The sequence below is a fragment of the Empedobacter stercoris genome, assembly GCF_020281205.1.
Classification (GTDB): domain Bacteria; phylum Bacteroidota; class Bacteroidia; order Flavobacteriales; family Weeksellaceae; genus Empedobacter; species Empedobacter stercoris.
In genome coordinates this window covers 44,557-67,583 of sequence record NZ_JACXZC010000007.1, presented here as the reverse complement: position 1 = coordinate 67,583, position 23,027 = coordinate 44,557, and the positions used below count along the sequence as shown (strand labels likewise).

The window sequence follows — 23,027 nt, the reverse complement described above, 5'->3', positions numbered from 1 at the left end:
TTATACCGAAGCAATTTCTTCAGCATTATACCATTTATTTTGAACTTTTAAGATTTGTTCCAATAAATCGCGAACGCAACCTTTTCCACCGTTTTCAGGTGAAATATATTCAGATGCTTTACGTACATCCATACATGCATCGTTTGGACAACAAGCCAATCCTACCAAATTCATTACAGCTAAATCAGGGTAATCATCGCCCATATAAGCAATTTCATCAGGGTCTAATCCGTAAGAAAAAAGTAAATCTTCGAAAGCATCTACTTTATCACGTTTATTCACGTAAATATCTGTTAAGCCTAAATATTTTAAACGATTAACTACAGCTTCATCTCTTCCTCCTGTAATTACTGCAATACGAATTCCTTGTTTAATGGCTAATTGCATGGCATAACCATCTCGTGTATTCATTGTTCTCACCATTTCGCCAGTTGGTAATAAAATTAAATTACCGTCTGTCAAAACTCCATCTACATCTAAAATAACCGTTTTGATGTTATTTAGTTTCTCTTTATAACTTATCATTTTTCGTAAACTCGTTTAATTGAATCTGTCATTATTTGGTAAATCTGTAATAATCTCGAATCGTCTTGAAGGGCTTCTAAATGACGATCTATAATCACTTGATCTCCGCGTTTTGCTGGTCCAGTTTGAGCATCTTTCGGATTCATTTCAATTACTTTGTTGGCAGTCTCTTGAATTAGCGGCAACAAAACATCGAACGGCACATTATTCTGTTCGCATATATTTCCAGCGATATAATATAAATGATTGACAAAATTATTTGCCCAAACACCTGTCATATGTACTTGCATTCTGCTCGCAAAATTCAACACATGAACTTCATTGGAAATACGATTTCCTAAATCATTTAATGTTTTTAAATCTTCAGGATTTTCGGCTTCGATAAAAAATGGAATATTATCATAACGCATCGTTCGTTCTTTCGAGAAAGTTTGCAACGGATAAAAAACTCCTTTACGATAATCTCCTTTCAACACAGACATTGGCGACGAACCTGATGTATGCACGACTAATACATCATCATATGGGATATAATGCGAAAATTCTTCGATACCAGAATCCGCACTTGCGATAATGTAAACATCTGCTTTTTCAATTTCAGATATTTTATCAGTGTACGAAATTCTATTTGCTTCGCCTATTTCTCTGGCATGCTCTAATGTTCTATTAAATATTTGTCGAACATTGCAAGTGTTTTCGATTAATGCACGAGTTAAATGAAATGCAACATTACCTGCGCCTAATATGACAATTGAACTCAATGTTTTAGCAATTTTTGAATTAATATTAATTGAATGATAAAAGTAAGTTTTTCAGTTGAGGAAATAAAATTTTAAAAAAAATTATAATTGTTGTAACAATTTTTTAATTCATGCGTCTTATTAGGTAAAAGTTCGGATCATTATAACTTTGTATTATGTAAAACATAGTACTATGCAAAAACATCAACTATGAAATTAAATAAAATTACTTTAGCTATTCTTTTCTCCGTTTGTTCTATTTACGGATTTGCGCAGGAGCATCATCCTGTGAAGGGAAAGATTGAAAATACAAAAAATGAAGCTGTAGCTATGGCTGCAATTCAGATTTTTAAAGCTGATTCAAAAGAATTATTTGATGAAGTTTATGCTAATGAAGATGGAACATTTGAAATTCCAGATTTAGAAGACGGAAATTATCGTTTGGTAATTACAGAATTTGGCTACCAACAATCTGTGACAACAGCAGAAGTAAAAGGAGGTGAATTAAATTTAGGAAATATTGTTTTACAAGCTTCATCTACTGAGACAGTAGAATTAAAAGGTGCTTTTGTACGTGCAGAAGTTTCGCAATATCGCAACGAAATTGACAAACGTGTTGTAGAAGTAGGAAATGATTTAGTGTCTGCTGGAGCGAACGCAGCTGCTGTTCTTAATAACATTCCGTCTGTTAATGTAGATCAACAAACAGGTGAGTTATCTCTAAGAGGAAACGAAAATGTAAAAATTTATATCGACGGTAAACCTTCTTCTTTATCAGCTTCGGAAGTATTAAAACAAATTCCTTCTAATCAAATAAAAAGTGTAGAAATTATAACCAATCCTTCTGCAAAATATGAAGCAGACGGGAAATCTGGAATCATTAATATTGTCATGATAAAAGGTCAGAAAAAAGGATATAATGTTACGTTAAATACAGGTTATGAACAAGGTAAAAAAAGTCGTTTCAATAATTCATTAACTGCAAATGTAAATATAGGTTCATTTAACTTTTTTGGAAATTATAGCTACAATAAACGTCCAAGCGAATTTCATGGATACTTAGATAATTATGATTCTAAACGTTGGCAAGCGATTGATATTTTGAATAAAGATGAAAGTCAAGCAGCTAAATTCGGATTTGACTGGTTTATTGATGATAAAACAGCTTTAACAGTTTATACCAATCAATGGTTTGGAAAAGGACATGGTGAAATTGGTTCGGACATTATAAAAACAGATGTCAATACTCTTCACCCAAATAATTCTGATTTTCATGGAGATTGGAAAAGTCAAGACTATAGTTTAAACTTTAAACGTGATTTCGATAAAAAAGACCACAACATTGTTTTAGATGCATTTTTCTCTCAAGCGACAAATACGGATTGGCGAAATATGCACAATACTTATCCTAAAACAGAAAATTATTACGAAGATCGTGATTCTAAAACGGATAATGTTCGTGTAAATTTAGATTATACAAATCAAATAAAAGATGGCGGAAAAATAGAAGCAGGATTGCAATTTCGTCGCGAAAAAAATAACAATACGTTACTAACTGATAGACGAATTGATATCGAAAACACCTTAATTGACCCTAGTACAGATTTTGATTTCACGAGAGATTTCCTTTCTGCATATGTAAATTATGGTCAAAAATTCGGGAAATTTGGTATGCAATTAGGTTTACGAGCAGAACAATATAAAGACAAAGGAAATTATTTTTACAATCAAGAAACGAAGAATATTGATAAAGATAAATTAGATTTCTTTCCATCTGCATTCTTAACATACGATGTATCAGAAAAAGGACAAGTTTCGTTGAATTATAGCCGTCGAATAGATCGTCCAGGAATCAGACAATTATCTCCAGTAGCAGAATGGTCAACTCCATTAATGTCAAGCATTGGAAATCCAGAATTAAAACCTGAATACACAGATAATTTTGAAGTTGGGTATTTACAACGAATTGGTAAAAATTCTATTTCGGCTAATGTATTTTACAGACATGTACAAGATAATATTTTCCGTAGTGTATTGGTTGATGATACAAATTCAGAAAAATTCATCCAATTATATGAAAACTACGATAAAGTAAATGCATATGGTTTCGAATTAGCGTTTAATCTTGTTCCAACAAAATGGTGGTCATCAAATATTAGTGGAGATTTTACACACAATACAATGGTTGTTGCCAGAATGGATGAATTTAAAAATCCATACACAGCAGAAATAGACGCTAATCGTTTGACAGCTCGTATGAACAACACATTCAAAGTAACGAAATCAATTAGTTTACAACATTTCTTTATGTACTCAGGTAAATACCGTTTTGTACAAGGAGAAATGCAAGATATGTGGCGTATGGATTTAGGTGCACGTTACACATTTATGGGTGGTAAAGCTGCTTTAAGTGCTCGTGTAAGTGATATTTTCAGAACATTTTACGGACGTTTAGAAATGTACGATCCTGCAAGAGGTTACGGCAATTTCCGTTGGGAAGCTCAAACATTAAATATTGGTTTTACGTATAATTTCGGTGGAAAAGTGCGTTCTCGTGCAGAAGCTCAGAGAAATAAAACAGAAAATCAAGGTGGTGGAGTAGGGTTCTAATCAACAAGTACATTCCTCATTTATATATTTTTATAACTAAAAAAGCGTTCTAAATTAATTTTAGAACGCTTCTTTTATATCATTAATAGTTTATTTATTGAACTTCTTTCTTAAATAACTTATTTAAGGTTACGGCAATTGCACCGTCTCCCGTTACATTACCTGCAGTACCAAAGCTGTCCATTGCAATATAAAGTGCAATCATTAATGCTTGATTTTCTGCATCAAATCCTAACATCGAAGCGATAATTCCTATTGCTGCCATAATTGCTCCACCAGGTACTCCAGGCGCTGCGACCATTGCGACACCAAGCATCATCATAAATCCAAAAAATTGAATAAAATCGATTTCCATTCCTTGAATTAGCATTAATGCTAAACAACAACAAACGATTTTTAACATCGAACCAGATAAATGAATCGTTGCGCACAAAGGCACTGCAAAATTTGCAATTTCTTCTCGAACTCCAATTTTCTTTACTTGCGCAATTGTAACCGGAATTGTTGCAGCAGATGATTGCGTTCCTAAGGCTGTAAAATATGCCGGCATCATCAATTTTAACATCGTCAATGGATTTTTCTTTGCAATTGATCCAGCAATAATAAATTGAACAAGTAACAACAAAATATGTAGAACGAAGATAACGCCAATTATTTTTAAAAATACATTCATAATCGTAAATACTTGCCCAGAATAAGACATATTCAAGAAAATTCCGAAAATGAAAATTGGTAAAAGTGGAATAATTAAGTTTTTAATTAAATAGGTTATAATCGTTTCAAAATCATCTGCAAAATTTCCAAAAGTAGAATTTTTTAATCTTGATAATCCAATTCCGAAAAGGAATGAAAAGATTAAGGCTGGCATTACACCAAATAAAGGAGGAAATTCGATTGAAAAATAAGGTGCAAATTCTTTCGCTTTTTCTGCTAAATTTATTTGTCCTGTTTGACTTTCTAATAGAGTAGGAAATACAGACATGCTTACAGAATAACCTAATAGTCCTGATAATATAGAGGAACCATAAGCGATCAATACTGTCGTAAACAATAATTTTCCAGCAGTTTGTCCCAGTCTCCCAATTGATGGAACAATTAATCCGACAATAATTAACGGTATTAGAAAGTTGAGTAATTTGCTAAAAAAGTCATTAAAAGTTATAAATATACGACCAATAGCTTCTGGTATAATTCCGCCAAGTGCAATTCCAAGCACAATGGCAAGGATCACTTTTACGAGTAAATTGTCTTTAAGTTTGTGCATATCCAAATTTAGAAAAAATACTTTCATTCTGAATGATTTTAATTCTAATTCATAAAAAAAGAAAAAGCGATACTATGATTTAGTATCGCTTTTAGGTATAATTTTTAGAAGTATTTATTTTTTTGGTAAACGTACTATACGACTCGCATCGTTTGTAAATGCTTTACTTCCTCTTGCTTTTTTGTAAGCAAATTTAGAAGCCACACGTGTATATTCTGTTGTAATATTATTCGTAACATCTCCTTTATTGTTCATTCTATCTACAATATCATATGTTACATCGTATCCAATTTGCTCGTAACGTGTAGGGAATTCGCAATAAACATCTTTAAAATCTTTCAAAACACTTTGTACTTCCGTATCTCTTGTATTGATTAAGCGTGCGGTACTAAAGACAAAACCAAATTCGCGGAAAGCATCAATATTTTTCGCATTTTCTGGATTATACACATCATAAACCGAAACAGCTTTTATTCCATAAGCTTTGATGTTGTCTTTGTGAAATGTTTTTAATTTTTCTAAATATTGCTTTCCTAATGCATCGTCATCTCCAACTAAAACCGTAATAATTGGTGTATAATAATCTTCACCATTTACTTTATCGTGTGGTTGTACAATTTTAGAAGCACTATCTACGATAACCACATTAGCTTTCAATTGTTTTTCTAATTGTTTCTTTGTGTAATTTGCTAATTCTTGATCATCACGATTTGTCAATAAATAAACTTGTTCTCCAGCAAAATTTTTCCCAATTTCATCGATGATTTGATCCGCGATAACTTCATCTTTTGGATTAGAAATCAATAAATCATTAAAAGAATTCAATGAATCATCATTCGCATAAGGCGAAATCACAGCAATTCCAGAATTACTAAAAAAGTTTGCGACTTCGGTTACATCAGAAGTATTTAAGGGACCAATAACTGCATCTGTTTTACTAAAATCGGTTGTCGATAGGATATCTTGTAGATTTCCGTCTTTTGTATCGACGACTTTTACATTGACATTTTTACCTTTTTTTGCTAAACGTGTTAAGGCTAATTTAGTTCCGGTAAAAAATTGCATCGCTTGCGAGTTTTTCAATTGTGGATTATTAGCTACATCAAAAGGCAACAAGATGGCAACATTAATTTCGTTGTCATTTGCACGTTTCAATTTCCCTGCAGTTCCATATTTGATGATTTTTGCATTTTTTTGCAATGGAATTTTAAGAGTCATTCCAGCTTTTAACCCATTAATTAATTCAGGATTTAAACGCAATAACTCATCTAAATTCGTATTGTATCTCTCTAATATTCCGTAAGCAGAATCACCATTCTGAACAACATAATTGATCGAGTTTTCTTCAATAGTAACTGACCCCGATTTTTTAGGGATAGAAATGACCATGCCTTCTTTTACTCCAGTTTGTAATGCTGGATTTTCAGCATAAAAATCATCAACACTTACATTATATTGTTTGGCTAATGTATATAAAGTTTCCCCTTTTTTGATCAAGTGAGTTCCTTTCGGTACAGAAAAAACTTTGTTCGTTACCACTTTCGGAAGTTTAATCACATCTCCAATTTCTAAACCTCTTTCTTTGATTTGAGGATTTAAAGAATACAATGTTTCTTCCGAAATAGAATATTTTTTAGTCAAGTTGTAAACGGTTTCTTTCGGCTCTATCGTAATGTATTGATAATTATCGTCAGAAGTAGTTACATGTTGAGTAGAATTATTGGTTTCTGTTGGTTGGTTTGTTGCAGTCCCTTTGGTTGGAATTACAATCAAATCACCTGGATGAATCCCATTTTTTTCAATTTTAGGGTTGGCTTTATACAATTCTTCTTGCGAAACACCATATTGTTTCGAAATTCCGTAAACGGTTTCTTTGGCTTGAACTGTATGCGTTTTTTGTTGAGCATAAAGTGCTGATGCACCAACAAATAACAATAAAGCTAATATTTTTTTCATTTAGATGAATTTTCGTTTCAAATATACAAATTATGTTTTGGTTAGCGTTCTTCGTTTAATGTATTTATAATAAACTCAAACTCGAAAGGCTGAAGACTATCTTCAATAAAATCAATGAAATACTTGATGTTAACATAGTCAAAATCAGCAAAATTTTTCACTCGTTCTTGCAAACCATTTTGTTGAGAAAGATCATTTAATAATTGTTCTATTCTTTTCAATAAATCTTCGTTCTTTTTAACTTCTGCATGTACCAAACGTTTTTTTATTTTCTCAAAACCTTTCAATTGTTTTGTGCGCTGTGCTTGTATCATATCTGCAAAAGAAGACTCGGTTAACGAACTCAACTGTTCTAAACGCTCAAAAATATTTTTTAATTCCTCTTCCAATTCAGGAAGTTTAGGTGCTATTTCTGATGAATTAATCGCTTGTTTTTTCGCAATAGCTAAACTGTTTGAAAATAAATCTTCGTTCGATAGATTTAATTTTTGTTGCTTTTCATACTGCTTTTCAGTTCTAATTAATAATGAATTTCTCAACACCAAAAGAGGAAAATCAACTTCAAATTCGTTAAACATTTCCTTTAATTGCAACCAATAAGCCATTTCACCACCTCCACCAATATACGCAACATTCGGTAAAATTGTTTCTTGGTACAATGGTCTCAAAATCACATTTGGACTAAATTTTTCTGGATTTTGATGTAAATCGCTAATCATTTCTTCTTTTGAAAATTTGATTGAAGTATTATTGACAAAATACGTTCCATTTTGTTCAACAATTCTTTCGCGAGAGTTATTTTGATTAATATAAAATAAATTTATTTCGCGTGGATTTACTTGAATCGAATAACCTAATTGTTCTAATTTTTCATTCTGAGGAATTACTTTTTTAAAGGATGTAGATTGAATTAACTCTTGCTCAAAAGAAGGAATCATTATTTTTTTCAATTCTTTGTCATCGCCGTCAATCATCAACAATCCAAGATCTTTGAATAATAAATGAACTAATTTTCGAGTTGCTTCGGTTAAATTATCATTTGACAAATAAGATGCTTCAATCAAATTGTGTAAATCTGTTTTCTTTTTCCCATTTGGCAAAAGTTTCAAAAAAGAGTTGAAAACTTCTTGTAAACCTTCTGTTGATAATCGACCAACGGGACCTCCAAAATCTTTTTCCCAATGAATAATTCGATCACCATATTTGAAATGATTGATTTCTTCGAAGTCGTGATCTTCAGTGGCCATCCAAAACATGGGAACAAAATTGACTTCTTTTTGTTCTGCATTTAATTCTTCACACGCTTTAATGACTTGTAATATTTTATAAAAAAAGAAAATCGGCCCTGTGAACAAATTTAATTGATGACCAGTTGTAATGGTTACCGTATTTTTTTTAGCTAATTTTTTGAGATTTTTTTGTTGTTTTTCCGAAAGTTCTAAATGATTTAATTGCTTCGAGGTTTGTTCAACAAGAATTGCTCTGTTTTTATAATTTTCAAGTTTATTCTTAGCTTGTTTACTATAATTTTCTTTGGTTGGAAATAGGTTATAGAAGTCGTTCAAACTTTCATCTTGATTGATGTAATTGAGCATCAATTTTGAAAAATAATTTGAATCTTTAAGTGATATTGTTTCCATTTAATTTTTATTAATCGTTTGATGAACATCTATTGCTCTATCTGTTGCAAAAATATCGACACCATCTTTTTCTAAATCGCGATAAAGTTGACCATTTCTTGCAGCAGAACTTTTGTCTAAGTTACCTAACGTACCAAAAATGACGACTATATCTTTGTCATGAATTTTATCTAAAAATGATTGATCATTGCGACGGGTTCCAGTAAATGCAACCATTTTATCAGTTGGAATTCCGCTATTTAGCATTTCATTCAATTCTCTTTCGTTTCGCATCGAAACAGACAATAACATTTCTGGTGCAAGTTGATGTAACTTTTTAGCTTGTCCAATTGTATAAGTTACCAAAACCACTTGTTTTTGTAGGTTCGCTTGTTTTATTGTCGAAACTATCGCCCGATAATCAACACCTTTTTTGATGTCTACCATAAAATAAATTGGTTTATTTTTTCCCCAATTTAATGCTTCTGCAAAAGTTGGAATTTTATAAGACGTTTGTTGACCGAAATCATCTACCAAAAAGTATTCCTTTATCGTTTTTAGATCAACTTGATTGACATCTTGTCGCCCTGTACTTGTCCGTTGTAGAGAATTATCGTGCATTAAAATAAGTTGTTCATCTTTTGTTTCAGCCACGTCTATCTCAAAAATTTGAATACCGTTTTGATAAAGATGCTCTAAGGTCTCAATACAATTCTCTGGAAAACCATGAATTCCACTACCACCACGATGAGCACTTACATAATTTTTATTTTTGGTCGAATATTTGAAAGATATAACTTCGGATGATGTAGTATGATTCGATTCGGGCTGTTTTTTTTCTGGATTACAACTAAAAATAGTTAGTAAACTCAGTACGAAAACTCCAAGATAGAATCGTTTAAAATAGTTAAAAATCATATTTTTAATAAAAATTAATTTGAATTCATTCAAAGTTATTGAATGAAGCTGTAAATTTAAAGTGAAAATAATCAAGAAAATAAATTATTATGGGACTTAGAAATTTTTTGAAAAGAATTTTAGGAAAAACTGAAACTGCAATAGATGTAGCGGGCGATAAATTTGACGATGTTTCGGCAACGGTAAAAAAAACAGGAACATTGATTGCGGATGATGCATCAGATTTTGCACGTAAAACAATTCATAATTTGAAAGATGCTTCAGGTGATTTGAAAGAGCAATCGAAAGAAGCGGCGAAAGATTTCAAAGAAAGATCAAAACAAGATTACGAAGAAGTGAAAGATATTGCCGAAAAGCAAATGAAGCAAACAAGTGATTTTGTGAAAGAAAAAGTTTCGGATTTGAAAAGCACTTTTAAAGAAGAAAAAACAGAATTAGAAGAAAAAGCAGAAGAATTGAAAACGGAAGCTGAAAATAAATTGGATCAAATTTCAAGTGATATAAAAAAAGAATCTAACTAATTGCATCAAGTATTTTTGGTGTATAATTTTAGTGATTAAATGTTAAATTTTCGACCATTCTCTAAAATAAATGAAAATGGTTTAGTTTTTGTATTCATAATTTCCCTCTGAATTTAATAAAAATGACTGAATATAAAGATCTCGAACCTTCTACTAATACTAAGCATAAGAAAGAATTCATTAAAAATATAATTATAGCAGCTTTACTTGTCGCCTTGTTGTTAGCAATTGGATATATTGTATATTCCAAAGAAGCTAATGCAAAGTCTTCTATAGAGATGCAAACAGACATCAATGATTTAGAACGTTCAAGAGAAATTTTAAAACAAGAATTACGTATTGTTAGAGCAGATTTTGACGAAGCAAAAACTCGCGTTGTCAAAAAAGATTCATCATTAAACTATCAGGATCGATTGATCTTAGAAAAGCAAAAAGAAATTCAAGCAATTCTTAATAAAGAAGAAATTACAAATAATGAATTATCTCGAGCGAAACGTCTAATTTTATCTTTGCAAACTGATATCAAAGTTTATAAAGAAGAGATCGCCCGATTGAAAGATGAAAATAAAGTCTTAACAAATAAAAATACAGAATTAGCTTCTGAGAATTCGAACTTAAACGAACAGAAAAAAGTAGTTGAGTCGAACTTGGATGAAGAGAAAGAAAATCACCAAAACTTAATCAAAGAAACAAATTCAACCTTATCGGTTTCTAATTATACTATCAAAGGTGTGCGCGTAAAATCGAGTGGAAAAGAAGTTGAAACAACAAGAGCAAGTAGAATTGATAAAGTAAGAGTTTCTTTTGATTTGGACAAAAACTTGAACGCAACATCGGAAACGAAAGAGCTTTTTGTTACCATCTATAAACCAAATGGTGAAGTTGGAAAATTTAAAGGAGCTGATTCTGGTGAAACGACTTTACGTTCTGGTGCATCTATTGATTACTCTGATCGTGTAAAAGTAAATTACAACAATATGTCAGGTTCTAGAGTAACGTTTGATTGGGTTGATTACGATTTCCCGAAAGGAGAATATAAAATAGACATTTACCAAAATGGATATAAAGTTGGTCAAAATGTGATTACGTTAAAATAAAAGAATAAAAAGCTTCTCAAAAATGAGAAGCTTTTTATTTAACAATATTTTTCGCCATTTTTTTGAAGTTTCAAATCACTAACATAGGATTTGATATTTTGAACATTACTGCGTGGACAAATTAATAAACCTTTATCCGAATTAATCACGACATAGCTATCTAATCCGTCGACAATAATCGCCTTGTCTTCTGTTGAATAAATAAAATTATTCTTGGCATCATATCCAGAAAAATGTTTGCACAATAATGTATTTTGATTATCGTCTTGATCTTCTCCTGTGTATTTATATTTTTCATTAATTGCAGACCAAGTCCCAATATCACTCCAACCAAATGTAGTAGGAATAACATAAACATTATCTGCTTGCTCTAAAATACCTTTGTTGATTGATGTGACATCCAATGTTGTGTAAATAGGTTTTAGCGTTTCTGTATTTTGTAACGATTGATCAAGTTCAAAATACTTGTTCAATGTTTCGTACATAGAAGGTAAATGTTGTTGAAAAGCATACACAATACTTTCTACTGACCAAATAAGAATACCTGTGTTCCAAATAAATTCGCCACTTGTAATAAATGATTCAGCAAATTCTAAATCAGGTTTATCAATATAAGATTTCACTTTTTTTATAGGCGTGAGATTTTCTATAAATTGAATATAACTATAATTAACATCTGGGCGTGTAGGTGCTACCCCTAAAGTGATTAATCGATTATTATCAGCATCCTCGAAAGCAATTTTCACTTTTTCAGAAAATTCTTCTTCATTAAATATAAAATGATCCGAAGGGGAAATAATCAATTTACCATTGGGATTAATTTGTTGAATCGTCATTGCTGCTAATAAATTACACGCAGCAGTATTCATTACTCTTGGTTCAATAATAAAGTTAGCTTCATTAAATTCAGGTAATTGTTCTTCTACAATTTCTTTGTAATCTTGAATGGTAACAATGAAAATATTTTCTTGAGGAACAACTTTTTTCAAACGATCATAGGTGAGTTGAATAAATGTTTTTCCAATTCCTAATAAATCATGAAATTGTTTTGGTTTTTTTATTGTGCTCAACGGCCATAATCTAACTCCTGTACCACTGGCAAGGATAACAGCATAATTATCTTTGTTATTCATGATTGTTTTTAAATTTGTTTACGGTAGCAGTTGCATTAATCAAATACCTTCTATTGGTTTTCAGCTCTAAACAAAGATACCTTAATTTTCTTTTGGATTCTTTTTTAAAGATCCTTTTTCCTATTGAAAAAATTGTGCCATCCTCTAAATCTTCTAAATAGACTTGAGTAGGATTTTTATCATCTATAATATATTTTGATACATTAATATCTGCACCTAAACTTGCTTTTGGATGCTTCGCATGATGTATAATGTAAGGTCGCAATTCTTCGGGATAAACATGAAGTGATTCTAATAATAAATGTCCAAAAATGGTTTTCCATTCTTTTCCATGCGGATTTATTTTTCGAGAATCAAACTGAACAAATGTTTTGAGATGTGCGACTTCATGTGTAAACACAAAAAAGAAAGCATAAGGATTGAGATCACCATTTACCGTAATTTGATGACGGTTATTTTCGAGCAATCTGCGATAATCTCCCAACTTTGTTTCTCTTCGTCTTGTAATTTTAAGTGTGATAAAGTGATTTTCTAACCATTTTTTCACGTACAAGTCTGCATTATGAGGGAGATAAGAAGTTAAATGTTCTAAATTCACATTGTGCAAGATAAATAAAATGCCTTTCCAATAAAAATATTAATTTTGTCGTAATGAAACTAATCGAAAATTTAGGGTCATACTTTATGCTTATGGGTAAAGTATTTAGCAAACCTCAAAAATTGAGTGTTTTCTGGAAATTGACCGTTAGAGAAATATATGATTTAGGTGTAAATTCTGTCGGAATTGTAACCTTCATCTCTACATTTATGGGAGCTGTTGTAGCAATACAAATGGCTCAAAACTTTCAAGGAGCTGCTATTCCTGTACCAGACGCTTACATTGGTTATGCAACCAAAGTAGTGTTGGTCTTAGAATTTGCTCCAACAATTATGTCGTTAATTTTAGTTGGTAAAGTTGGTTCGTATATCGCTTCGAGTATTGGAACAATGCGTGTTACCGAACAAATTGATGCATTAGATGTAATGGGAATCAATTCGGCAAACTTCTTGATTCTACCTAAAATTATCGCTTGTGTATTTTTTAATCCTTTATTGGTCATGATTTCAATTGGATTCGGGTTATTAGGAGGTTATTACATTGGTGTTTTTACTAAACTATGGTCTGCAGCCGACTTTATCACAGGTTTACAAATGAATATGGCAACAAAATTGTTTGTATATACATTTGTCAAAACAATGGTATTCGCGTTTGTTATCGCAACAATTCCTGCATATTATGGGTATAATGTAAAAGGAGGATCTTTAGAAGTTGGACGTTCTGCAACAACAGCAGTTGTTTGGACATCTATCACAATTATTGTGATCAACTTAGTATTAACACAAACAATTTTGAGCTAATGATTGAGATAAAAGAAATCAGAAAATCTTTTGATGTGATCGAAGTTTTAAAAGGTTTTTCGGTTACATTCGAAAAAGGAAAAGTAAGTTTAATCATTGGTCAAAGTGGTTCTGGAAAGACCGTTTTTCTTAAAAATTTAATTGGTTTATTTTCACCAACTTCTGGTCAAATTTTGTATGAAGGCGAAAATATGATCGAGTTCGATTACAAAGAAAAACAACGTTTACGCTCAGAAATTGGTGTCGTTTTCCAAGGTTCAGCTTTATATGATACGATGAATATCGTCGAAAATGTAAAGTTTCCTTTACAGATGTTTTCGGATATGTCGAATGCAGATGCAGAAAAACGTGCAAGAGAAGTATTAGATCGTGTTGAAATAGCACGAACAGCATTGAAAAAGTATCCTTCAGAAATTTCTGGAGGTATGCAAAAACGCGTTGCCATTGCACGCGCAATTGTAAATAATCCAAAATATTTATTTGCCGATGAACCTAATTCGGGTTTAGATCCCAAAACAGCTTTGGTTATCGATCAATTAATTTATGATATTACGAAGGAATACAACACAACAACAGTTGTCAATACACATGATATGAACTCGGTAATGGAAATCGGCGATCATATTGTTTTCTTAAAAAATGGTTTCTTAGAATGGGAAGGAACAAAAGACGAAATTTTAGTCGCAGATAATCCAAATGTGATTGATTTTGTATATTCGTCAAATCTCTTTAAGAAACTGAGAGAAGCTCTATTAAAAGAACAATAAAATCAATAAAAATTCTATGAAAAAATTAATTTTAACAGCAATTGTCGGTTTAGCAGCCAATTTTGCAACAGCACAGAACATCAATTTTGGACTTAAAGGTGGTGTAGTTTTCAATACAGATAAAGGAGAAGTTTGGAATGATGCAACAAGTAATATTTTTAAAAAAGATGGTAAAGCTGCCACTGGATTTCAAGCTGGTGCTTTAGCTCGTGTTTCTTTAGCAGGAATTTACATTCAACCAGAATTATTGTACACGCAATTCAAAAATGAATATAATGTATTAGATAAAAATGATAAACCTCAAGATATTGGTATTACAAAGAAACGTTTAGATATTCCTGTAAATGTTGGAAAAAGATTTTTAGGAATCGGACATATTCAAGCTGGTCCAGTTTTCTCTTATTATTTTGATGATAAAATCAATGTTAATGACTTTACAACTGCAAAACAAGACGAATTTAATGTCGGAATGCAAATTGGTGCTGGCGTAGAAGTTTCTAAATTATTATTCGATTTACGTTACGAATTTGGACTTGGAAAAGTAGGTTCTGAAATTGCAAATTCTGGAGGAAATGATTTTCAAACAGAAAATCGTCCACAAATGTTAAACTTAACAGTGGCATATTTATTCTAAAAGGTTGTTTGTAAATAAATTTATTGGATATATTTGTCCCAAATTGTATTTTTGCAACCTCGTAAATTATTAAAATGGCAAAAAATAATAAAAAAGAAGAATTCGCGACAGAGCAATTCGTAGAAAAATTAGACAGAACAGCTTTCAACGTAGAGTTCTTTGTTGAAAAATATGCTAAAGCAATTGGTATTGGTTTAGGAGTAATTATTGTAGCTGTTTTAGGTTATTTTGCTTACTTAAAATTAGTCGTAGAACCTAAATCAGAAGATGCTTTCAAAGAAATGGTTCAAGCAGAACGTCTTTTTGATCAAGATTCTATTAATGTAGCATTAAATGGTAGCGCTGGAAGTTTTCAAGGTTTACAACAAATAGTTGATGAATACGGAAATACAGATGCGGGTAATTTGGCTCGTTTTAAAGCGGCAAGTTCATATTATAAATTAGGAGATTATGCATCTGCTGTTAAATTATTAGAAGAATTTGATACAGATGACAACGTAATGTTAGCACAAAAATATGGTATGTTGGGTAATGCATTAGTCGCTTCTAACAAATTAGAGGAAGGTTTACCTTACTATGTAAAAGCTGCTGAAGCAACAGAAGTTGAAACTTTACAATCGACATATTACACAAAAGCAGGTAAAATTGCAATGGAGTTAGGTAAAAATGCTGATGCATTAAAATATTTCCAAGCTTTAGAGGGTAAATATCCAAATGCAAACAATGGTGAAACAGCGAAGTTTATTGAGCGTTTAAAATACGCCTCTGAATCTGCGAAATAATTCACTTTCAAAATAAGTACAAGCCGAACAATTTGTTCGGCTTTTTTTATTGATACAAATCAAAGTTTATCCTAAATCATTTTTGTATTTTTACCTTTCAAATTAGAAACAAAATGGCAACAGAAAATAAAAATTTATCTCAATATAATAAAGCAGAATTACCAAATGTAGCGGGATCTAAATTTGCAATCATTACATCGGAATGGAATAATCATATTACATTTAACCTACGTGATGGTGCAAAAGATACGTTGATCGATTTAGGTGCTAACCCTAATGATGTTACGTTGTACCAAGTTCCAGGTAGTTTCGAGTTGATTTATGGTGCAGATAAAGTCGCACAAACGCATCCAGATTTAGACGGAATCATTGTTGTAGGATGTGTTATTCGTGGTGCAACAGCGCATTTTGATTATGTTTGTCAAGGTGTAACACAAGGTGTGAAAGACTTAAATATTAAACACGATATGCCAATTATTTTTTGTGTGTTAACCGACGAAAATGAACAACAATCAATTGATCGTTCTGGAGGAAAACATGGAAATAAAGGTGTAGAAGCAGGTGTTGCAGCTGTTATGATGGCCGATATGAAAAAAAAATTAGGTAAATAATCTCTTTTATATCTAAAACTTTTTCAATGCCAATTGCAGAAGATTTTCAATCTATTTTTATAAAGAATTGGGAAATTTATTTCTCTCAATGTGATCCGACTGGAAAAATGAAATTGACAGAAATGGCAAATCTTTTTCAGTTAACAGCTTCTGAACATGCCATTAAAGGTGGTTTAGGCTTTTTCGATTTGCAACAGTACAATCAATCTTGGGTAATGAATCGACTTCGAATTGAAATTGATGAATTGCCTTCTTGGACAGATTTTGTTGAAGTAAAAACATGGATTGAAGTGTTGAAAGGAGCTAAATCTATTCGTGATTTTACAATCGAGAAAAATGGTAAAAAGTTGATTGGAGCATCAAGTTTATGGGCAGTTTTTAATACTGTAAAACGCCGCCCTGATCTTCTTCAAATTGATTCATCTCATATTGAACGATTTCCTGATTTGAAACCTACAAAATTGGAAAACAATGTTTTGACCAGCAATTTTGAAGCTACAGAAATTATACATTATAAAGTTCAATTCTCGGATTTAGATATTGTAAAACATGCCAATAATACCAAATATTTGGAATGGTGTCTCAATACAATCGATGCGAATATAATGTTAGAACATCGCATTAAAGCGGTTGATATGAATTTCTTGAAAGAATTAAGTTTAGATGACGAAATCGAAATTCAGAAATTAGAAACAGAGAAGTTGATTCAGTTTAAAATTGTCAATCAAGAGAAAATAAACTTTGTTTGTCAATTAGAGTTGAAATAACATATTTTTATTAAACAGAATTATTACAATAAAAAGGTTTCAATCGAAACCTTTTTTAATTTATTCTTTTATCAAAACAAACTGAATAGAATCTGCCGTTTCAATCTTCTTTTGATTTTTATCCAATTGTCTTATCTTTCCTTCTTCAACCAAAAAAGCATTCGGAACATTTGCGATTTCTGGTAAAACAATTGTTTTTCCATCTTCTTTTAATTGAAAAACCCCAGTTGTCATCACTGCATAATTATCAATTCCTAAACGTTTAGTCGCATACACATAACCATTATTTGGCAATAATTTAATCTCCATTTCTACCTCTTTGCAATCTATTTCAAAACAAGGTAAAGTCCCTTTATAAATTCCATCAAATTGAATCGATTTTTCCATTGATAAAGTATCCATTTTCAAGGAATCATTTGCATTTTCTACTTCTTTATTCACCGACTCTGTTTCGTTTTTACAACTTGACACAACGAAAGCTGCGATTGTAAATGTGGCTAAAAATATTTTTTTCATCTTTTAGAATTTAAGTTAAAGGTAAGTAAATTTTAACCAAAAAAAATCCTTCCGAATATTTTCAGAAGGATTTATATGATGTTTTATAATCTTATTCGATTAGAAAATTTCTTTCGCTGCGAAGTGGAAAGCAGCTTCGATAGCAGCATTTTCGTCAGAATCAGAACCATGAACAGCGTTAGCATCGATAGATTCAGCGTATTTAGCACGGATAGTACCTTCTGCAGCCTCAGCTGGGTTAGTAGCACCGATTAACGTACGGAAATCAGCAACAGCGTTATCTTTTTCTAAAACTGCAGCAACGATTGGCCCAGAAGTCATGAACTCAACTAAATCCTTAAAGAAAGGGCGCTCTGCGTGGATAGCGTAAAATGCTTCAGCATCTTGTTTCGCTAATTGAGTCATTTTAGCCGCTTTGATTTTGAAACCAGCGTCAGTGATGTCTTTTAAAATATCTCCGATGTGTCCTTTTGCTACTGCATCAGGCTTAATCATTGTGAATGTAATGTTTGCCATTTTATTGAATTGTATTTATTACTTAATTTTTGATGTGCAAAATTACAAAAATGATTCGAATGTTTATATCTTATCAATAAAAATTCTCAAATTAATAAATATCAACATTAATTATCTATTTAAGAAAGATGATCAAAATAAAAATTCTTATTTTTAAGAAAATATAAAACCATGAGCTCAAATAACCTATCGACATTTCAGCATAAAACAAAACTCAAAAAGGTTGGTGATAAATATTTTCTGCCTTTCGAGATTTGGAATTATTTGGATTTTGCTTTAATGTTGATTCTTACTTTTTTCTTTATTTATACCTCAATTCATATCAATTGGGTCTTTATTTTTATCATGGGATTTTTTATAATACAAATGATTCTCACGATTAAAGATCGATTTTTTATCGAAATTAAGACTTCAAAATCTTTCAATGAGAATATTCACCTCATCAAAAATCTTGCACAACGTCAAACTAATTTTACGCAATCATTGGACGAAGAAGGTTTGTTTCTTTTTAAATATTCGGAACGAAATATTTTTTACAAATACAATTACCGAAAAAGAGATTATATCGAAACAGTTGTGATTTATTGTGAAGAGAATTCGATTTGGATCAGTTCGTATAATCAACGTAATTTTGGACTTTTTAGACGATATAATTTAAAACAATGGATAAAATTACTGAAACTAAAAAGCGAGAATTAATCTCGCTTTTTGTTATTTAATATCTTTATTTTCGATTCGTTTATCAAAATAGAATAAGATTATTCCGAGTGCAATAATTCCTAAACCGAATAAGCTTTCTTTTGGTTTTTGCATCAATACAAAATAACAGATGTACAAACTAAATGCTAAAAAAAGAGCGGGTAAAACGTAAAAGAATTTACTTTTTATAATCGTTAATTCATCCTGTTTAATGAAAAAAGCTGTACAAACAGCCAACGTTGCTAAGATTTGTAAAACGAAAGATGTGTAGGTAAATATTACTTCAAAATCTCCTGAAAAAATCAGTAAAATACTAATTGCAGTATGCACCCAAATCGCACGCACGGGGATTCTATTTTTGTTCTCTTTTGCCATAAAACTCCACAATTTATTTTCGCGTGCTGTTGCTTGTGTCAATCGAGATCCAATCCACAAATAACCACTAATAGTTGCGATCAATTGTAACGCAATAAAACAACTTACCCATTTTACATTATTTCCAAGAAGGTTAGCAAACGAGATATTTGCTACATTTTCTTGCCCCGACAATGCCGTTGCTGAAGCATGTTTTAAAAAAACATAATTTAATAAAACGTAAGAAATCGTCACAAAAATAACGCCTATAAATAATGCTTTTGGTAAATTTTTCTTTGGTTGATTAATTTCTTCCACAATGTAAGAAGCCGAATTCCAACCTGTATAAGCAAAAGTAACATACACCAAAGATGTGGCAAACGCAGGAAGTAACAACTCTCCTTTCCAACTCGAGTCAAAAAGTATTGCATTTGGTTGTACTTCAGGAGTATAATAAAAACCAATCGCAATTAAAAAGATGATGAATACAACTTTCAGAATTGTAAATATATTTTGAAACTTACTACTTAGATTTAAGCTAAATGACTGAAATATTGCTACAATTAAAATCATTGCAATGGCAAATTCTTTTCCGAGGTCAAATCCAAAAATATTAAGGTATTTTCCCATTGCCAAAGCAGCTAAAGAAATTGGAGCCGAGAAACCAACGAACAAAGAAATCCAACTTGATAAATAACCAAAAAGTGGATGAAATGTCCGAGATAAATAAATATAATCTCCTCCAGATTGTTTGAATTTTGAAGCTAATTCCGAATAAATAAATGCGCCCATCAAAGCTAAAATCCCTCCAATTAACCAAAGCAATAATATGGAAGTCGTATTTTTAAGATCCGAAATTTGATAACCTAAACTCGTAAACACACCAGTTCCAATCATATTCGAAATCACTAATGCTGCTGCGGTTTTCCAACCAATTTTAGAATGTGCCATACACAAAAAAAGCGTCAATTGAAATGTTGAATTTACATTAAAATTGACACTTTAAATATATTATTATTGATTAAAATTTAAAACTTGCACGTGCAAAATAATACGCTCCTGTCATTCCCATTTGTACTGGTGCGTGTGGAAAAACACCATAATAAGAATTCTCGTATACTTGCTTGTCTGGGAAAACATCAAAAAGATTATTTGCTCCAATTGTAAAGTTAAAATTCTTCGTGATATCAAATCCAATCGATGCATCTGTCACCACTTTTCCTGTATGTTCTTGCACACTTCCCCATGGATATCCATCCTTTGTCACTTTACCGAAATAAGTGTTACGCACCATAAAATTGAAACCTGAAATCGAATAATTCAATCCTAAAGTTGCTTTAGCTTTTGGACTCAACGATTCAATAATATTCACTTGATCTGGTCCAAAAAACTCTTCAGTCGGAATTGTTAAAGCTTCAGGGAAATGGTATCCCACAATTTTTGTCTCGTTAATATTTGCAGATAAACTTGTATTTAATTTTCCTCTACCCAAACGCGTATCATAAGAAATCACTAAATCCAATCCCTTTGTTTCTGTGTCAATCGCATTCGTAAAAATACGTGCTGTTGCAACATTGTACTTTTCTAAAATAGGATCTGTGATATCAGAAGTCAAGACAATACGATCATCAACTCGGATAAAATATCCATCTAAAGTAATGAACAATTTTGAAGTCGGACGAAAAGTTAACCCTAAACTTGCATTGATTGATTTCTCTTCTTTTAATTGGTCTAATCCAATTTCTCTCGAAAGATCAGATTCATTTCGAATAATTCCTTTTGTAACTAAAACTTGATCTCCGTTATCATTTAAGAACAAATCTGTGTACGAATTACTGAAATATTTTTGTTGTAACGATGGCGCTCTAAATCCTGTAGAAACAGCTCCACGAACCGAATATCCTTTTGCATATTCATATCTTAAGGCTAATTTTCCATTAATTGTACTACCGAAATCTGAATAATTCTCAAAACGACCTGCTAAATCAGCAGTGAAATTTCCGAATTTTAATTCTCCATCCACATAAGCGGCAACCGAATGTCGATCTCCTTTTACTGCATTCAAAGGTGAAAATCCTACAAAAGATTCTGATCCAGAACCAGAATAAGATGCTTCATCTCCAGCTTCGATTTTATATTGTTCAAAACGGTACTCTCCTCCAAAAGCTAAACTAATGTTTTGATTGATTCGTTTTGAGAAATCTAAGTTTACCGTATTTTGTAAAAATTGATGTTTACCAGCATAAAAATCGGTTGGTGAATCAAGTCCTAATGATTGGTTGATTGAATTTTCTAAATCATATTTAAATGAATTTAACCCAAATGAATTGCTCAAGTCGATTTTCCATCCATCGTACGAATAACGTAATCCTGTCGAATTTGAATAATCATTCACATTTGATTTTAATGTCGATTGAAATCCTGTAGGATAAATTTTCAACGCATCATCAGACAATTCGCTTGGTAATCTTCTAAATCCAAAACCTTCTCCTTGTCGCAACGAAACACCTCCGAAAGAATAAAAATCCAATCGATCATTAATTGCTGTTTCAGCATTCACAAAAAATTGTTGATTCTTGATTGCCGCATCACCAATTTGAAATCTAAAATCTTTTCTTGATAATCCTAAAGCGGCTATCTTCGCATCATCCGCAGCTCGTGCCGCATCTGGATCATCAGCGAAATCATATGCGAAATTATCTCCAAAAATATCTAAATTATGATCTTTCGAACGATTCGTTTTTTTACGTTCACTTACAACCGCAGAAAGCACAATCGAACCAGACTGACCTAATTTTGTGCCGAAACTACCATTAAAATTATACGTTTCACCATCGTTACGCGAAGTTTGTCCGTAAGTCAACGACGCATCACCTCCAGGTTTAGATTTCAACACTATATTCACAACACCAGCAATTGCATCAGAACCATATTGCGCAGCTGCACCATCTCGTAAAACTTCAATCTTGTCGATAGCAGAAATTGGAATTGCACCTAAATCTGTTCCAACAGAACCATTCCCAACCGTGTTTTGATAATTAACCAACGATGTGGTATGACGTCTTTTTCCATTCACCAACACCAATACTTGATCTGGTCCCATTCCACGTAAAGTCACAGGATCAACGTGCTCTGTTCCGTCTGCAGAAGACTGTCGAACCGAATTGAAAGATGGTATAACGACGTTTAAGATATCATTTACACTCAACTGAGGCGAAGACGTTTTTAATTTTTCAACATCAATGATGTCGACTGGAACCGATGAATTAACAACTGTTCTTTCAGAAGCACGACCTCCGATTAAAATAACCTCGTTAAGATTTGTTTCTTCTTTTTCTACTTCTTGTGCAAAAAGAGTTGATGCGCAAATAAATGCGAATGAAGCAAGTAAAAATTTGTTTCTTTTCATTTTCAATTTTTCATAAAACTTTCAAGAAACCAACAGATAAAAGTGAAATACTTTTACTCATCTTTCCCTTTGATAGGTTGGATTTAGCACCTTAGATTATAAGTCATCTGGTTGCTAAGGTTTCATCGGGCCAATCCCTCCGCCTTTCTTGATAAGTTATGCAAAGGTAATGTTAAAAAACAAATTTGCAA

Annotated in this window: 22 protein-coding genes and 1 riboswitch; of the genes, 10 read left to right on the top strand and 12 right to left on the bottom strand. The window is 31.8% G+C overall.

Annotation, left to right across the window (positions count from 1 at the left end):
• Both IF125_RS05215 and IF125_RS05210 read right to left on the bottom strand, forming a co-directional pair.
• On the bottom strand, positions 1 to 525 hold the full coding sequence (locus tag IF125_RS05215; RefSeq protein WP_171622554.1) for a KdsC family phosphatase: 525 nt from the start codon (positions 523 to 525) through the stop codon (positions 1 to 3).
• Complete coding sequence (locus IF125_RS05210) at positions 522 to 1,286, bottom strand: Rossmann-like and DUF2520 domain-containing protein (RefSeq protein WP_171622555.1); 765 nt, start codon at positions 1,284 to 1,286, stop codon at positions 522 to 524. Before IF125_RS05210 ends, IF125_RS05215 begins: the two co-directional genes overlap by 4 nt.
• Positions 1,287 to 1,475: 189 nt before the next feature.
• On the opposite strand from IF125_RS05210, the gene IF125_RS05205 reads away from it, so the two are divergent.
• The gene (locus tag IF125_RS05205) at positions 1,476 to 3,875 is read left to right on the top strand and encodes a TonB-dependent receptor (RefSeq protein WP_225541758.1); all 2,400 of its coding nucleotides are present in this window, start codon (positions 1,476 to 1,478) and stop codon (positions 3,873 to 3,875) included.
• Between the two features lie 94 nt (positions 3,876 to 3,969).
• Here IF125_RS05205 and IF125_RS05200 read toward each other — a convergent pair whose 3' ends face one another.
• From IF125_RS05200 to IF125_RS05185, 4 genes are all read right to left on the bottom strand, one after another.
• On the bottom strand, positions 3,970 to 5,139 hold the full coding sequence (locus IF125_RS05200) for a dicarboxylate/amino acid:cation symporter (RefSeq protein ID WP_394369877.1): 1,170 nt from the start codon (positions 5,137 to 5,139) through the stop codon (positions 3,970 to 3,972).
• A gap of 114 nt (positions 5,140 to 5,253) precedes the next feature.
• A complete protein-coding gene (locus IF125_RS05195) occupies positions 5,254 to 7,095 on the bottom strand; it encodes a LysM peptidoglycan-binding domain-containing protein (protein ID WP_225541756.1) in 1,842 nt (613 codons plus the stop codon).
• A 41-nt stretch (positions 7,096 to 7,136) separates the two neighbouring features.
• Positions 7,137 to 8,735 carry a bacillithiol biosynthesis cysteine-adding enzyme BshC gene (gene bshC / locus IF125_RS05190; RefSeq protein WP_225541755.1) on the bottom strand — a complete coding sequence of 533 codons (1,599 nt, stop codon included), beginning with the start codon at positions 8,733 to 8,735 and terminating at the stop codon, positions 7,137 to 7,139.
• Complete coding sequence (locus tag IF125_RS05185; RefSeq protein WP_188319561.1) at positions 8,736 to 9,632, bottom strand: glycerophosphodiester phosphodiesterase family protein; 897 nt, start codon at positions 9,630 to 9,632, stop codon at positions 8,736 to 8,738.
• A gap of 89 nt (positions 9,633 to 9,721) precedes the next feature.
• Between IF125_RS05185 and IF125_RS05180 the strand changes: the two genes are divergently transcribed.
• Complete coding sequence (locus IF125_RS05180; RefSeq protein WP_188319560.1) at positions 9,722 to 10,153, top strand: hypothetical protein; 432 nt, start codon at positions 9,722 to 9,724, stop codon at positions 10,151 to 10,153.
• 122 nt (positions 10,154 to 10,275) lie between these two features.
• Positions 10,276 to 11,250, top strand: coding sequence for a hypothetical protein (locus tag IF125_RS05175; RefSeq protein WP_225541754.1), 975 nt, complete (start codon positions 10,276 to 10,278; stop codon positions 11,248 to 11,250).
• Positions 11,251 to 11,288: 38 nt separating this feature from the next.
• Here the strand turns inward: IF125_RS05175 and IF125_RS05170 are convergent, their stop codons facing one another.
• Complete coding sequence (locus tag IF125_RS05170; RefSeq protein ID WP_225541753.1) at positions 11,289 to 12,383, bottom strand: mannose-1-phosphate guanylyltransferase; 1,095 nt, start codon at positions 12,381 to 12,383, stop codon at positions 11,289 to 11,291.
• Positions 12,376 to 12,981, bottom strand: coding sequence for a SprT-like domain-containing protein (locus tag IF125_RS05165; protein ID WP_171622563.1), 606 nt, complete (start codon positions 12,979 to 12,981; stop codon positions 12,376 to 12,378). The genes IF125_RS05170 and IF125_RS05165 overlap by 8 nt, the downstream gene beginning before the upstream one ends.
• A 53-nt stretch (positions 12,982 to 13,034) precedes the next feature.
• On the opposite strand from IF125_RS05165, the gene IF125_RS05160 reads away from it, so the two are divergent.
• From IF125_RS05160 to IF125_RS05135, 6 genes are all read left to right on the top strand, one after another.
• Positions 13,035 to 13,781 (top strand): MlaE family ABC transporter permease, encoded by a 747-nt coding sequence (locus tag IF125_RS05160; RefSeq protein ID WP_225541752.1) that lies wholly within the window; start codon positions 13,035 to 13,037, stop codon positions 13,779 to 13,781.
• On the top strand, positions 13,781 to 14,548 hold the full coding sequence (locus IF125_RS05155; protein ID WP_225541751.1) for an ABC transporter ATP-binding protein: 768 nt from the start codon (positions 13,781 to 13,783) through the stop codon (positions 14,546 to 14,548). The genes IF125_RS05160 and IF125_RS05155 overlap by 1 nt, the downstream gene beginning before the upstream one ends.
• A 16-nt stretch (positions 14,549 to 14,564) precedes the next feature.
• Entirely contained in the window at positions 14,565 to 15,182 is a 618-nt protein-coding gene (locus IF125_RS05150) for a porin family protein (protein ID WP_225541750.1), read from the top strand.
• 74 nt (positions 15,183 to 15,256) lie between these two features.
• Entirely contained in the window at positions 15,257 to 15,964 is a 708-nt protein-coding gene (locus IF125_RS05145) for a tetratricopeptide repeat protein (protein WP_171622566.1), read from the top strand.
• Between the two features lie 113 nt (positions 15,965 to 16,077).
• Entirely contained in the window at positions 16,078 to 16,575 is a 498-nt protein-coding gene (gene ribH, locus IF125_RS05140) for a 6,7-dimethyl-8-ribityllumazine synthase (protein ID WP_225541749.1), read from the top strand.
• A gap of 26 nt (positions 16,576 to 16,601) precedes the next feature.
• On the top strand, positions 16,602 to 17,342 hold the full coding sequence (locus IF125_RS05135; RefSeq protein WP_225541748.1) for an acyl-[acyl-carrier-protein] thioesterase: 741 nt from the start codon (positions 16,602 to 16,604) through the stop codon (positions 17,340 to 17,342).
• Between the two features lie 60 nt (positions 17,343 to 17,402).
• Here the strand turns inward: IF125_RS05135 and IF125_RS05130 are convergent, their stop codons facing one another.
• A complete protein-coding gene (locus IF125_RS05130; RefSeq protein WP_225541747.1) occupies positions 17,403 to 17,858 on the bottom strand; it encodes a copper resistance protein NlpE N-terminal domain-containing protein in 456 nt (151 codons plus the stop codon).
• A 99-nt stretch (positions 17,859 to 17,957) separates the two neighbouring features.
• Entirely contained in the window at positions 17,958 to 18,374 is a 417-nt protein-coding gene (locus IF125_RS05125; protein WP_038330990.1) for a nucleoside-diphosphate kinase, read from the bottom strand.
• A 171-nt stretch (positions 18,375 to 18,545) separates the two neighbouring features.
• On the opposite strand from IF125_RS05125, the gene IF125_RS05120 reads away from it, so the two are divergent.
• Positions 18,546 to 19,073 (top strand): hypothetical protein, encoded by a 528-nt coding sequence (locus IF125_RS05120; protein WP_225541746.1) that lies wholly within the window; start codon positions 18,546 to 18,548, stop codon positions 19,071 to 19,073.
• A 12-nt stretch (positions 19,074 to 19,085) separates the two neighbouring features.
• Here the strand turns inward: IF125_RS05120 and IF125_RS05115 are convergent, their stop codons facing one another.
• Together IF125_RS05115 and IF125_RS05110 are read right to left on the bottom strand one after the other, a co-directional pair.
• Entirely contained in the window at positions 19,086 to 20,378 is a 1,293-nt protein-coding gene (locus tag IF125_RS05115) for an APC family permease (protein ID WP_225541745.1), read from the bottom strand.
• Positions 20,379 to 20,448: 70 nt separating this feature from the next.
• Positions 20,449 to 22,836 (bottom strand): TonB-dependent receptor plug domain-containing protein, encoded by a 2,388-nt coding sequence (locus IF125_RS05110; RefSeq protein WP_225541744.1) that lies wholly within the window; start codon positions 22,834 to 22,836, stop codon positions 20,449 to 20,451.
• Positions 22,837 to 22,890: 54 nt separating this feature from the next.
• A riboswitch (SAM riboswitch) is annotated at positions 22,891 to 22,994 on the bottom strand.
• Positions 22,995 to 23,027 lie beyond the last annotated feature (33 nt).